The organism is Longimicrobium sp., from assembly GCA_036377595.1.
Taxonomy (GTDB): Bacteria; Gemmatimonadota; Gemmatimonadetes; order Longimicrobiales; family Longimicrobiaceae; genus Longimicrobium.
The window spans coordinates 1-12,864 of the sequence record DASUYB010000015.1 but is presented as its reverse complement, the minus strand read 5'-3'; the positions used below and the strand labels follow the sequence as shown (position 1 = coordinate 12,864).

Genomic DNA, 12,864 nt, shown 5'->3' with positions numbered 1-12,864 from the left:
TCGCCGGCCCTTCGGGCGTGTAGGATACAACCGCATCGACGCACTCTCGCACCTTCGCACTCTCGCACTCTCGCACTTCCGTCCCGTGCACCTTCGCGCCGACCAGAAGCTCTTCCTGAGCTACCTCGCCGTCATCGCCGCCGTGGTGGTGGCGCTGACGCTGGGTGTGGGCTCCATGCTGCGCCGCCACCTCACCGGGATGGTGGCCGACGACATGGGGCGCGAGCTGGCGCTGGTCCGCACCCTCGAGGAGGCCAACCCGCAGCTCGACCCCGACTCGCTGGCCGACTGGCTGGGCGGCATCACCCGCCGCCGCATCACCATCATCGGCCGCGACGGCGTGGTGCGTGGGGATTCGGAGAAGGACGGCCCCGCGCTGGCCGCGATGGAGAACCACAGCGGCCGCCCCGAGGTCCGCGCGGCCCTCGCCGGCCACATGGGCGAGGCCGTGCGCGTGAGCGCGTCCGTCGGCACGGAGTACCTCTACCTCGCCGTCCCCGCGTCGACGGGGATGATCATCCGCGTCTCCGTTCCCCTGCGCGAGGTGAACCGCGCGGTCACGCGGGTGCAGCGCGGGATCTTCGGCGTGGGGGTGATCGCGCTGGTGCTGACGGGGCTCCTCTCCGCCGGCTTCAGCCGCGTCGTCACCCACCCGCTGCGCCAGATCACCCAGGCCGCGCGGGCGATGGCGGCCGGCGACCTGGCCCAGCGCGCCCGCACCCGCGGCCGCGACGAGCTGGCGGAGATGGCCGATTCGCTCAACCACCTGGCGGGCGAGCTGCAGCGCCGCCTGGGGCAGCTGGAGGGCGAGCGCGCGGAGATGCAGGCGCTGATCGACGCCATGTCCGAGGGCGTGATCGCCGTCGACCCGCAGGGGCGCGTGCGCCGCGCCAACCCCGCCGCGCGCGAGATGTTCGCGCTCTCCGCCGATCCGCGCGGCATCACCCCCGAGCAGGTGGCGCGGCGGCAGGGGTTCCTGGAGATGGTGGGACGCGTGGTCGGCGGAGAGGCGGTGCCGGCCACGGAGCTCACCGTGGCCGGACGGAGCCTGCTCGCCACCGCCCAGCCGCTCCCCGCCGGCGGCGCGGTGATGGTGTTCCTCGACGTCTCGCAGCTGCGCCGCCTCGAGGACGTGCGCCGCGACTTCGTGGCCAACGCGTCGCACGAGCTCAAGACGCCCCTCACCGCCATCCGCGGCTACAGCGAGACGCTCCTCGACCCCGACCTCCCGTCCGAGCTGCGCGGGCGATTCGCGGCGACGGTGAAGGACAACGCCGAGCGGCTGCAGCGCATCGTCGACGACCTGCTGGACCTGTCGCGCCTGGAGTCGGGGGGATGGCGGGTGCAGCCCGAGATCGTCTCCGTCGCCGAGATGGCGGCCGACGCGTGGGGCGGCTTCCGCGACGCCGCCGCCCGCAAGCAGGCCCGGCTCACCGTCGACGTCCCCCACGAGGCCGAGTTCGTGTGGGCCGACCCCGCCGCGCTGCGGCAGATCCTGAGCAACCTGTTCAGCAACGCGCTCCGCTACGTCTCCGACGGCGGCGAGATCGCCGTCCGCGCGCGCCCCGCCGCCACCTCCGCCGCCGAGGCCCCCCGCCGCGGGGACGCACTGGCCGCCGCCGATCACCCCGCGTGGGTGACGGTGGAGGTGAGCGACGATGGCGCGGGCATTCCCTCGGCGCATCTCCCCCGGATCTTCGAGCGCTTCTACCGCGCCGACGCCGCCCGCTCGCGCGAGGAGGGCGGCACGGGGCTGGGGCTGGCCATCGTCAAGCACATGGTCGAGGGCCACGGCGGCGCCGTCTGCGCCGAGAGCCAGCTCGGCCGTGGCACCACCATCCGCTTCACCCTTCCCGCCCCCGCCCCCGACCACGCCGGCGACGAGCCCGCATCCATCGCCACGGAAGGCTCACACGCGGCGTGATCGACGCGGTCGAAAAGCCGCGCCCCAGCTGGATTCCTACGATCCGCGCATCACGCGATCGGCGAGTCTGTCCCCCCGCTGGCCGCTTTCTCACGCCGCCTTCCGCAGCGCCATTCACCTCGTTTAGATTTTCTCCCGGACCAGCCACGTGGAGGCCGTGCATGGCGAGGAAGAAGAAGCAGTACGCACCGATCCTGGAGCCTGCCTGTCCGCCGACGCATTTCACGGTCGAGCAGGCCAGGCGCGCGGTGCTGGAAGTGCTGGAGGAGGACCGACTCGCCGAGGCGGTAAGAAAGGCGCGAACGAGCCGCCGCGCGACGGAGCGCAAAGCAGAGCGGTCCGGCAGGGGAGCGGTAGAACTGTACCTCTCGCGGTGATTGCCGGCATGGCGAGATACACAGCTACGCAGCTTGCCGATGGGATGAGAATGAATCCTCCGCGACCGGGTGATGAGGCATGGATTACAATGCCAGCGTTTTCATCAACTGCCCATTCGACGGCGATTACCAGCCGCTGTTCCGGGCGCTCGTCTTCGCGGTGCAGTACTGTGGATTCGTACCGCGCTCGGCGCTGGAACTCGACGACGGCAGCGAAGTACGGTTCGGGAAACTGGTCCGCGTGATCGGCGAGTCGAGGTACGGGATCCACGACCTCTCGCGCACGGAACTGGACGCGAGATCCGGCCTTCCGCGGTTCAACATGCCGCTGGAACTCGGCCTGTTTCTCGGAGCAAAGTACTACGGCGGCGGGCGTCACCGAGCCAAGGCGTGCCTCATCTTCGATCGCGAACGATATCGCTATCAGCAGTTCTGCAGCGACATCGCGGGACAGGACATCCGCGCCCACAACGGCGGAGAGGCTGAGCTGATACGCGCTGTTCGTGATGCCCTGGCTACGTGGCGGCCGGGGTTGCCCATGCCGAGCGGTGGGATCGTTCACGAGCGTTATCTCCGCTTCGTCGCTCGCTTGCCGAGGCTGGCGTCGAAGACCGACTTGCGCGTGGAGGAACTCACCTTCAACGATCTGACCCGGTTGGTGAAGGAGTGGCTCGTCTCCGCGTCCTGATTGCCCGCCGCGGGTTGACAGAACTGGGAGATTTGGGTATCGTACCTGTCTGTCCCGACCACGCCTTCCGCCCTCGGGTACGCCGGGGCGGCGATTTTTTCATACCATCCAGTGCCGGCCCGGTGGCCGGCAGGCGCGGCGCGCACGGTGGGGCGCGGCTGCAAAGCGGAGTGTCATGAAGACGTATTCCGTCAAGGCGGGCGAGATCGAGCACAAGTGGTACGTGGTCGACGCCGCCGGCAAGATCCTGGGCCGCGTGGCCACCGAGGTGGCGCGCATCCTCCGCGGCAAGCACAAGCCGACCTACACCCCGCACCTCGACACCGGCGACTACGTGGTCGTCGTGAACGCCGACAAGGTGCAGCTGAGCGGAAACAAGGCCGACCAGAAGACCTACTTCCGCCACAGCGGGTACATGGGCCACGAGAAGTTCATCCCCTTCAAGGAGATGCTGGCCAAGCACCCCGAGCGGGTGGTGGAGCTGGCGGTGAAGGGAATGCTGCCGAAGAACGCGCTGGGGCGGCAGATGCGCCAGAAGCTCAAGGTGTATGCGGGGCCCGAGCACCCGCACGCGGCGCAGAACCCGGAACCCCTCAACATCTGAGCACCCTGGAATGGCTACCGAACAGTACCACGCCATCGGCCGCCGCAAGACGTCGGTCGCGCGCGTCTACCTCCGCCCCGGCACGGGGAACTGGGAGGTGAACGGCCGCTCCCTCGAGCAGTACCTGCCGCGCCACGTGCTGCGGCAGTCGGCCACCCGCCCGCTGGCGGCCACCGAGACCGAGGGGCAGTTCGACGTGAAGGTGACGGTCAACGGCGGCGGTCTCCGCGGCCAGGCCGACGCCATCCAGCTGGGCCTTGCCCGCGCGCTGCTGCAGGTGAACGAGGAGTTCCGCCCGCGCCTGCGCGCCGAGGAGCTGCTCACCCGCGACCCGCGCGAGGTGGAGCGGAAGAAGCCCGGCCGTCCGGGCGCCCGCAAGCGGTTCCAGTTCTCCAAGCGCTAGTCGGGAGCGTGGCTCTGTGCGGCTGGGCGACTTCCGTCGCTCGGCCGCGCGGCGCCGAATCCCGTCGCACTTCCAACTCACACACCGCCCGACGACGCCGCGGGTGCCGCGTGAACCACGCGGTCGGGGCGCCGGATGACGGCGGTGGAGGCGGGGCCGCACGGTTGCGGCCCCGGCAAACCCGAATCCGTGCAGGTACCGCACCATGGCTCAGCCGAGCATCCAGGAGCTTCTCGAAGCCGGTGTCCATTTCGGGCACCAGACCTCCCGCTGGAACCCGAAGATGCGCAAGTTCATCTTCGCGGAGCGGAACGGCATCTACATCATCGACCTCAAGAAGACCCTCCGCCAGATCGAGCTGGCGCAGGAGCTGGTGCGCAACGTGATCAGCCGCGGCGACCGCGTGCTGTTCGTGTGCACCAAGAAGCAGCTCCGCCAGGTCATCCAGAGCGAGGCCGAGCGGTCGAGCTCGTTCCACGTGACCGAGCGTTGGCTGGGCGGGATGCTCACCAACTTCACCACGCAGAAGAAGCAGATCCGCCGGATGCGCGAGCTGGAGCGCGGGCAGGAGGAGGGCGCCTTCGACTTCTACACCAAGAAGGAGCGCCTGATGCTCGACCGCGAGCGCGAGCGGCTGGAGAAGTACCTGGCCGGCGTGAAGGACATGGCCCGCGTTCCCGGCGCGCTGTTCGTGGTCGACGCCAAGAAGGAGAAGATCGCGATCTCCGAGGCCAACAAGCTGGGGATCCCGGTCATCGCCATCGCCGACACCAACGCCGACCCCGACGTGCTGACGGTGCCCATCGCCGGCAACGACGACGCCATCCGCTCGGTCAGCGTGATCACCGGCGCCATCGCCGACGCGATCATCGAGGCCCGCGCCGCCATGCCGGCCGAGGCCCGCCGCGCCGCCGACGAGGCCGAGGTCACCGTGTACAGCACCGAGACCGGCAGCAGCGCGCCGGCCGACGACGACCGCGGCCGCCGCCGCCGCCCGCGCCGCAAGCGCCGTCCGCGCGAGGGCGCCGCGCCGGGTGCCACCGGCGGGGCCGACGAGGGCGCCGCCGAGTAACGCCCGCGCCGACGGCCGGACCGCGGCAGCATCCGGGGCCACCGGCGCTCTCACGCGCTCGTGGCCCCGTTTTTTCAGCCCGCCCCGCGGGCTTTCTGACGATCGAACCAACCGACTGAACCGGACGAGGACTGGGATGGCCGAGATTTCCGCGAAGGACGTGAAGGAGCTCCGCGACCGCACCGGCGCGGGGATGATGGAGTGCAAGGGCGCCCTGAACGAGGCGGGCGGCGACATGGAGCGGGCGATCGACATCCTGCGCGCCAAGGGCGCCGCCAAGGCGGCCAAGCGCGCCGAGCGCGAGACCCGGGAGGGCGCGGTCGGCAGCTACATCCACATGGGCGGCCGGATCGGCGTGCTGGTGGAGGTGGGCTGCGAGACCGACTTCGTGGCCCGCAACTCCGACTTCCAGGGGCTGGTGCGCGACATCGCCATGCACATCGCCGCGGCCAGCCCCGTGGCGGTGCGGCGCGAGGACTTCCCGGCCGACCTGGTGGAGCGCGAGCGCGCCGTGTACCTGGAGCAGACCAGGGAGAGCGGCAAGCCCGAGCAGATCTGGAACAAGATCGTCGACGGCAAGCTGGAGAAGTTCTATGCCGAGCAGGCGCTGCTGGAGCAGCCGTTCGTGAAGAACCCCGACATCACCGTCGGCCAGCTGGTGACCGACGCGTCGGCCCGCACCGGCGAGAAGATCGAGGTGCGGCGCTTCGCCCGCTTCGCGCTCGGCGAGCAGTGAGCGGGGCGGCCGCCATCCCCATGGCCGGCAACCCGGCAGCCGCGCCGTCGGCCGACGGCGCGGGCGCGCTGAAGTACCGGCGCGTGCTGCTGAAGATCAGCGGCGAGATGCTGGCGGGCGAGCAGAAGTCCGGCATCTCGCCGCCCGTGGTGGACCGGCTGACCGACGAGATCAAGCAGGTCCACGACATGGGCGTGAGCCTGGGGCTGGTGATCGGCGGCGGCAACATCGTGCGCGGCACCCTGGCCAGCCAGCAGGGGATGGACCGGGTGAACGCCGACTACATGGGGATGCTGGCCACCGTGATCAACGCCCTGGCGCTGCAGGACTGGTTCGAGCGCAAGGGCACCGAGACGCGGGTGCTGACCGCCATCCGCATGGAGCAGCTGGCCGAGCCGTACATCCGGCGCCGCGCGCTGCGCCACCTCGACAAGGGGCGGGTGGTGATCTTTGCGGGCGGCACCGGCAACCCGTACTTTTCCACCGACAGCGCCGCGGTGCTGCGGGGGATCGAGATGGAGGCCGACGTGATCGTGAAGGCCACCAAGGTCGACGGCGTCTACACCGCCGACCCGGCCAAGGACCCGTCGGCCACCTTCATCCCCGAGATCTCCTTCCTCGACGCGCTGTCGAAGGAGCTGGGGGTGATGGACGCGGCGGCGCTCAGCCTGTGCAAGGAGAACGGCACGCCGCTGATCGTCTGCTCGCTCGAGGCGCCCGACGCCATCGCGCGCGTGGTGCGCGGCGAGCGGATCGGCACGCTGGTCCATCCGTAGCCGACACGGTGCGTGAGTGCGGAAGTGCGTGAGTGCGCCGGCGGCGCCTCGCGCGCTTTCGGTGCAGTCCCGGAGTTTGAATCCATCCCGATCGACTGACTGACCCGGACCGACGAATCCCATGGCCAGCCTACAGAAAGCCAAGCAGCGGATGGAGGGCGCGCTGGAGTCCCTGCGGCGCGAGTTCGCCGCCGTGCGCACCGGCAAGGCCAGCACCGCGCTGCTCGACACCGTGCGCGTGGAGGCCTACGGCAGCAAGGTGCCGCTGAACCAGGTGGGCACCGTCAGCGCCCCCGAGCCGCGGCTGCTGACCATCCAGCCGTGGGACCGCTCGCTGATCAAGGCCGTCGAGCGGGCGCTGCAGGAGAGCGACCTGGGGCTCAATCCCAGCAACGACGGGCAGATCATCCGCATCCCCATCCCCCCGCTGACCGAGGAGCGGCGCCGGGAGTACGTGCGGCTGCTGCACAAGCTGGCCGAGGAGGCGCGGGTTGCCGTGCGCCACGCGCGCAAGGACGCCAACGACGAGATCAAGCACCGGCAGAAGGACGAGGGGCTGTCGGAAGACGACGTGCGCCGCGAGCAGGGCGAGGTGCAGAAGCTGACCGACCAGTACATCGCGAAGATCGAGGAGATCCTGAAGCACAAGGAAGCCGAGGTGATGGAGGTCTAGGCGCTTCGCGCGGTGCGAGAGTGCGAAGGTGCGAAAGTGCGCTGGTTCCGGCGTGAACCCCGCACTCTCGCACTTTCGCACTTTCGCACTTTCGCACTTTCGCACTTTCGCACTTTCGCACTTCTGTTGCGCAGACTACTTGCTTTGACAAACCCGTCGCCCCGGTCCATCTTCCCCGCATGTCGCCAGACCTCCTCCAGCAGCTTCGCCTGAACGGCCCGGTGCCGCGGCACGTGGCCGTGATCATGGACGGAAACGGCCGCTGGGCGCGCGAGCGCGGCCGCCCGCGCGAGTTCGGGCACCGCGCGGGGATGCGCGCCGTGCGCGAGGCAGTGGAGGCCGCGGGCGACGCCGGGGTGGAGGTGCTGACCCTCTTCGCCTTCAGCCAGGAGAACTGGCACCGGCCCAAGGGCGAGGTGGCCGCGCTGATGACGCTCCTGGAGCTGTACGTGCGCAAGGAGCGTCGCGAGCTGAGGGAGAAGGGGGTCGAGGTGCACGCCGTGGGCGAGCTGCACCACCTGGGGCCGCGTACCCGCGCCGCCATCGACTCCATCGTCGAGCACACGCGCGGGGGGACGAAGCTGAAGCTCAATCTCGCCATCAGCTACGGCTCGCGCGCCGAGATCGTGCACGCGGCGCGGCGCCTGGCCGAGCGGGTGCGCGAGGGCACGCTGATGCCGGGCGAGATCGACGAGGCGCTCTTCGCCGAGCACCTGTACACGCCGGGCGACCCCGATCCCGACCTGCTGATCCGCACCTCGGGCGAGCTGCGCATCTCCAACTTCATGCTCTGGCAGCTGGCGTACACCGAGCTGTACGTCACGCCCGTCCTCTGGCCCGACTTCACCCGCGAGCACTTCTACCAGGCGCTGCTCGAGTACCAGCGGCGCGAGCGGCGCTTCGGCCGCGTGCTGGCGACCTGATTTCCAAGACACTTCCGGAGAGTCCGGGTTTGGCTCGTTCCGAGACTGCGACGCGCGTTGCGGTGGCCGCGGTGGGCATTCCCATCGCGGTCGCTGCCATGTACCTGGGCGGCTGGGTGCTGGCCGCGCTGCTGGCGCTCTGCGCCGTCCTCTCCACCCGCGAGCTCTTCCGCATGGCCGAGCTCAAGCGCGCCTTCGGCCTGGCGGTGGTGGGGATGGTCGGCGCGGCCGGGCTGATCGCCGTCGCCGCGGTCGAGCCGGCGCGGGGGGTGGACACGCCGCTGCTGTACGGCGCCGTCGTCGCCATCGTCCTCGCCGCGCTGACGGCGGCCATCTGGCAGCGCGGGGTGGCGGGCGAGCCGCTCCTTTCCGTGGCCGTGACCATCATGGGCGCGGTGTATCCGTCGCTGCTGATGTTCGCGCTCTTCCTCCGCCATCTCCCGGGGATCGAGAGCAGCCTGCACGGCACGGCCATCCTCCTCTTTCCCGTCGTGCTCACCTGGCTCAGCGACACCTACGCCTACTTCGCCGGGCGGCTCTGGGGGAAGCGGAAGCTCATCCCGAAGGTGAGCCCGGGGAAGACGGTGGCCGGCGCGCTGGGGGCGGTCATCGGCACCCCGATCACCGCCGTGGGGTACTCTCTCCTGCTGGCGCGCTTCGGGACTTGGCAGGTGGGGATGGTGGAGGCCGCGGTCTTCGGGCTGCTGATCTCCGTCGCCGCGCAGGTGGGGGATCTCGGCGAGTCGCTGCTCAAGCGCGACGTGGGGGTAAAGGACTCGGGTCGCCTGCTGCCGGGACACGGCGGCGCGCTGGACCGTTTCGACTCGCTCTTCTTCACCCTGCCGGTCGCCTACGGGTTCTTCATGCTGGTGGTGAGCCCCTGAGCGAGATGAAGGGCGTTGCCATCCTGGGCGCCACAGGCTCCATCGGGCGGAGCGCGCTGGCGGTGCTGGACCAGCACCCCGACCGCTTCCGCGCCGTCGCGCTCACCGCGCACCGCAGCGGCGACGCGCTGGCGGCGCTCGAGCGCCGGTATCGCCCCTCCCTTGCCGTCGTCGTGGACGGGGACCTCCCCGCCGGGTGCGAGACGGGGACGCAGTGGGCGACGGGGCGGCAGGCGCTGCTGGACGCGGCGACGCACCCCGACGCCGACGTCGTCCTCAACGCGCTGGTGGGCGCGGCGGGGCTGGAGCCCACGCTGGCCGCGCTGCGGGCGGGGAAGCGGGTCGCCCTGGCGAACAAGGAGTCGCTGGTGTGCGGCGGGCCGCTGGTGCTGGAGGCGGCGCGGCAGGGCGGGGGAGAGCTCATTCCCGTCGACAGCGAGCACAGCGCGATCCTGCAGTGCCTGCAGGGGGCGCGGGTCGAGGACGTGCGGCGGATCGTGCTGACCGCCAGCGGCGGCCCGTTCCGCGACTGGCCGGCCGAGGCGCTGGCCGGGGTGACGCCGGCGGACGCGCTGCGGCACCCCACGTGGGACATGGGCGCCAAGATCACCATCGACTCGGCCACGCTGGCCAACAAGGCGCTGGAGGTCGTCGAGGCGCACTTCCTGTTCGGCGTGGAGTACGAGCGTATCGAGGCCGTCGTCCATCCCCAGTCCATCATCCACAGCATGGTGGAGATGGTGGACGGGTCGGTGCTGGCGCAGATGGGGTTCCCCACGATGGAGATCCCCATCGTCTATGCCCTGTCGTATCCGGGGCGGCTGCCGTACGCGTGCCGCCGCTTCGATCCCGTCGCCGCGGGGACGCTCACCTTCGAGCCCGTGCGCGGGGACCGCTTCCCCGCCTTCGCGCTCGGCGTCGAGGCGGGGCGGACGGGGGGGACGGCGCCCGCCGTCTACAACGCGGCGAACGAGATCGCCGTGAAGCATTTCCTGGCCGGGCGGCTGGGCTTTCCCGGCATCGCCGAGGCGATCGCGGACGCGCTGGAGCGCTGCCCCGTCGCCGAGGCCCGAACGCTGCAGGACGTGCTCGAGGCAGACGCCCGGGCGCGGCGCACCACCGAGGAATTCGTGCAGAGGCTGGCCCCGTGCTGACAATCGTCTCGACCGTCGTCGGTCTTTCGCTCCTGATCCTGGTCCACGAGCTGGGGCACTTCTTCGCCGCCAAGGCGGTGAACATCCAGGTGCCCCGCTTCTCGCTGGGCTTCGGCAAGCGCCTGGCCGGCTTCCGCGTCGGCGAGACGGAGTTCGTCGTCTCCGCCATCCCCCTGGGCGGCTACGTGAAGATGGCGGGGATGGAGGACGACGAGGCCGCCGAGGCGCTGGAGGGAAGCGGCGAGGGCTACGTCGTCGACCCCGAGCGCACCTTCGACTCCAAGCCGCTGTGGGCGCGCGCGCTGGTGATCACCGCCGGGGTGATCATGAACCTGGTGTTCGCCTTCGCCGTCTTCACCACCCTCCCACTGATCTACGGCGAGCCGGTGACGCCGGTGACGCGCGTCTCCATCGCGCCCGCGGCGGAGTTGGCGGGCCCGGGGCGCGAGCTGGCGGTGGTTCCCGACGGCGCCACGCTCACGCAGGTGGGGACGAAGCCGGTGACGGTGTGGGAGGACGTGTACGACGCGCTGCGGAAGGCGCCCGCCGGCCCGGTGCAGCTGCGCTTCTCCGACGCGGCGCCGGTGACGCTGAACCTGCCCGCGGCCAGGAAGCCGCGCCGGCAGATGCTGAACCAGCTCCTCCCCTACCGGCCGGCGATCATCGGCGAGGTGATCACCGGGCTGCCGGCCGCGCGCGCCGGGATCAGGCCGGGCGACCGGGTGACGCAGGCGGGCGGGCAACCCGTGCACTCGTGGGACCAGCTGGTCGCCATCATCCACACCCACGGCGGCAAGCCGCTGCCGCTGGTGGTGGAGCGCGACGGCAAGCCGCTGGCGCTCACCGTCACCCCCACGTCGTCGCCCGACACCAACGCCCTGGGCGAGCGGGTGACGGTGGGGAAGATCGGCGCGGCGCCGGGGCCGATGCCCGACAAGCATCGCCCCGCGTCGGTGGGCACGGCGGTGCGGATCGGCGCGCGCTCGACGTGGAACGCGTCGGTGCTGATCGTGGGGATCCTGAAGAAGCTGTTCACCGGCGAGATCTCGCCGCGCAACATGGGCGGCCTGCTGTCCATCGGCGAGGCGTCGGGGCAGACGGCCGCGATGGGGCTGGAGGTGTGGCTCACCTTCCTGGCGCTCTTCTCGGTGAACCTGGCGGTGCTGAACCTGCTGCCCATCCCCATCCTCGACGGCGGGCACCTGATGTTCCTGGGTTTCGAGGCGGTGCGCGGCCGGCCGCTTTCCATCGAGGCGCGCATCCGCCTGTCGCAGGTGGGGCTGGTGATCGTGGTGGCGCTGATGATCTGGGCCAACGGCAACGACATCGCCCGCATCGTCTTCGGCCGGTAAGCCGCCGATCGACGGTGAATGAGCGCGCGCCCCGGTCTCGTGAGGCCCGGGCGCGCGGCGTTTGTCGGGACTGTGACGCGGCTCTCCGCCGGCCGGTCGGGAACACCGTGAACGGCGTGGAAACCAGTTGGACCCAACGGTGTACATAACGCCGGAATCTCGCTAGATTTCGGGGTTCCCCCGGATAGCCCGGCGCGTGACACGCGGCGCCTCTCCTCGCCCGAGCACCTCCACGCCCAAGACGCATCCATGCCCAGCAACACGCTGCAGCGAGACAAGCGAATGGATCGGACCGAGCTCGAAGCGATCGAGCGCCTGCTCCTGCGGGAGCGCGACAAGACCCTGCGTTCGCTCGGCCGCTTCGCGGAGCAGAGCAAGCTCACGCGCGAGAGCGCCGACAACGACCTCTCCAGCTACTCGTTCCACATGGCCGACCAGGGCACGGACGCCATGGAGCGCGAGAAGTCGTTCCTGTTCGCCAGCAAGGAAGGCCGGTACCTGTACCGCGTGGAAGAGGCGCTGCGGCGGCTGTACAACAGCCCCGAGGAGTTCGGCATCTGCCATTCGTGCGGCAACCCGATCCCGTTCGCGCGGCTCGAGGCGCTCCCGCACGCCCGGTACTGCCTGGACTGCAAGATGCGCGAGGAGCAGGCGGCGTAACTGGTCTGCTTGGGGCGAAGGGTGGGAGCGTGGCGAGGGTGGCATCCGGGTCTCCGGGTGCCGCCCTTCGCATTTGCACGAGATGGAGCGGAAGAACTGCAAGGTTTGGGCGTGTTTGGCGCTGAGACGCCAAAACGGGCTGCGCGCGCCGTAGGCCACGATACTACTGTGGCCAACGGCGCCGGGCCACCGCCGCGCCAGCCATCTCGGCGGTTCTCTGCATCACGTCACGCGCGGCGGCGTCTGAGCAACCGGGATGACGCTTGACACTTCAGACCGGGAGGATGGTTGACACCTCCTCACGGTGCTGACGCGGTTCACCACGGTTCGTTTTTTCGACTTTTCCCGAGGGACGCGTCAGCAGCCCCACGGGAAAAGAGAGCTCAGGACAGCGCGAAGCTGCGCTCGTCCAACCGGGCCAGCAGCAGCTTGTAGAAGTAGATCGACCAGATGCCGTCGGCGATCTCTTCCAGCGCGACGTGCTGGCCGATCAGCAGCTCGCTCAGGAAGATCGAGCGGTCGCGAAAATACAGGATGCCGTTCGCGCGCACCTGCCGCACGATGCAGTGTGCCGGGTACTCCGGCCCGGGCACGCGCTCGGGCAGCTCGCGCGGCGACGGCGCGTACAGCGAGCCGGG

General features: G+C 70.3%; 15 protein-coding genes. 14 read left to right on the top strand and 1 reads right to left on the bottom strand.

The window, feature by feature from the left end; all coding sequences use genetic code 11:
- Window positions 1-85: 85 nt before the first annotated feature.
- The 14 genes from VF092_02185 to VF092_02120 all read left to right on the top strand — a co-directional run bounded on the left by VF092_02185 (window position 86) and on the right by VF092_02120 (window position 12,226).
- Window positions 86-1,924 (top strand): ATP-binding protein, encoded by a 1,839-nt coding sequence (locus VF092_02185; protein HEX6746095.1) that lies wholly within the window; start codon window positions 86-88, stop codon window positions 1,922-1,924.
- A gap of 161 nt (window positions 1,925-2,085) precedes the next feature.
- Window positions 2,086-2,301 (top strand): hypothetical protein, encoded by a 216-nt coding sequence (locus tag VF092_02180; protein HEX6746094.1) that lies wholly within the window; start codon window positions 2,086-2,088, stop codon window positions 2,299-2,301.
- A gap of 79 nt (window positions 2,302-2,380) precedes the next feature.
- On the top strand, window positions 2,381-2,989 hold the full coding sequence (locus VF092_02175; protein HEX6746093.1) for a hypothetical protein: 609 nt from the start codon (window positions 2,381-2,383) through the stop codon (window positions 2,987-2,989).
- A gap of 175 nt (window positions 2,990-3,164) precedes the next feature.
- Window positions 3,165-3,593 carry a 50S ribosomal protein L13 gene (rplM, locus tag VF092_02170; protein ID HEX6746092.1) on the top strand — a complete coding sequence of 143 codons (429 nt, stop codon included), beginning with the start codon at window positions 3,165-3,167 and terminating at the stop codon, window positions 3,591-3,593.
- A gap of 10 nt (window positions 3,594-3,603) precedes the next feature.
- On the top strand, window positions 3,604-3,996 hold the full coding sequence (rpsI, locus tag VF092_02165) for a 30S ribosomal protein S9 (GenBank protein HEX6746091.1): 393 nt from the start codon (window positions 3,604-3,606) through the stop codon (window positions 3,994-3,996).
- A 205-nt stretch (window positions 3,997-4,201) separates the two neighbouring features.
- Window positions 4,202-5,068: a 30S ribosomal protein S2 gene (gene rpsB, locus VF092_02160; GenBank protein ID HEX6746090.1), complete on the top strand. Its 867-nt coding sequence runs from the start codon at window positions 4,202-4,204 to the stop codon at window positions 5,066-5,068.
- A 136-nt stretch (window positions 5,069-5,204) separates the two neighbouring features.
- A complete protein-coding gene (gene tsf / locus VF092_02155; protein HEX6746089.1) occupies window positions 5,205-5,804 on the top strand; it encodes a translation elongation factor Ts in 600 nt (199 codons plus the stop codon).
- Window positions 5,801-6,580 carry a UMP kinase gene (pyrH, locus tag VF092_02150; protein ID HEX6746088.1) on the top strand — a complete coding sequence of 260 codons (780 nt, stop codon included), beginning with the start codon at window positions 5,801-5,803 and terminating at the stop codon, window positions 6,578-6,580. Before tsf ends, pyrH begins: the two co-directional genes overlap by 4 nt.
- Window positions 6,581-6,701: 121 nt before the next feature.
- Entirely contained in the window at window positions 6,702-7,253 is a 552-nt protein-coding gene (gene frr / locus VF092_02145) for a ribosome recycling factor (GenBank protein HEX6746087.1), read from the top strand.
- A 179-nt stretch (window positions 7,254-7,432) separates the two neighbouring features.
- Window positions 7,433-8,176 carry an isoprenyl transferase gene (locus tag VF092_02140; GenBank protein ID HEX6746086.1) on the top strand — a complete coding sequence of 248 codons (744 nt, stop codon included), beginning with the start codon at window positions 7,433-7,435 and terminating at the stop codon, window positions 8,174-8,176.
- Between the two features lie 62 nt (window positions 8,177-8,238).
- A complete protein-coding gene (locus tag VF092_02135) occupies window positions 8,239-9,060 on the top strand; it encodes a phosphatidate cytidylyltransferase (protein ID HEX6746085.1) in 822 nt (273 codons plus the stop codon).
- 5 nt (window positions 9,061-9,065) lie between these two features.
- Window positions 9,066-10,214, top strand: coding sequence for a 1-deoxy-D-xylulose-5-phosphate reductoisomerase (locus VF092_02130; GenBank protein HEX6746084.1), 1,149 nt, complete (start codon window positions 9,066-9,068; stop codon window positions 10,212-10,214).
- Window positions 10,208-11,566, top strand: coding sequence for an RIP metalloprotease RseP (gene rseP, locus VF092_02125; protein ID HEX6746083.1), 1,359 nt, complete (start codon window positions 10,208-10,210; stop codon window positions 11,564-11,566). The genes VF092_02130 and rseP overlap by 7 nt, the downstream gene beginning before the upstream one ends.
- 282 nt (window positions 11,567-11,848) lie before the next feature.
- Window positions 11,849-12,226, top strand: a complete 378-nt coding sequence (locus VF092_02120) for a TraR/DksA C4-type zinc finger protein (protein ID HEX6746082.1) — start codon at window positions 11,849-11,851, stop codon at window positions 12,224-12,226.
- A 383-nt stretch (window positions 12,227-12,609) separates the two neighbouring features.
- Here VF092_02120 and VF092_02115 read toward each other — a convergent pair.
- A partial coding sequence (locus VF092_02115; protein HEX6746081.1) for a hypothetical protein occupies window positions 12,610-12,864 on the bottom strand: 255 nt, incomplete at its 5' end.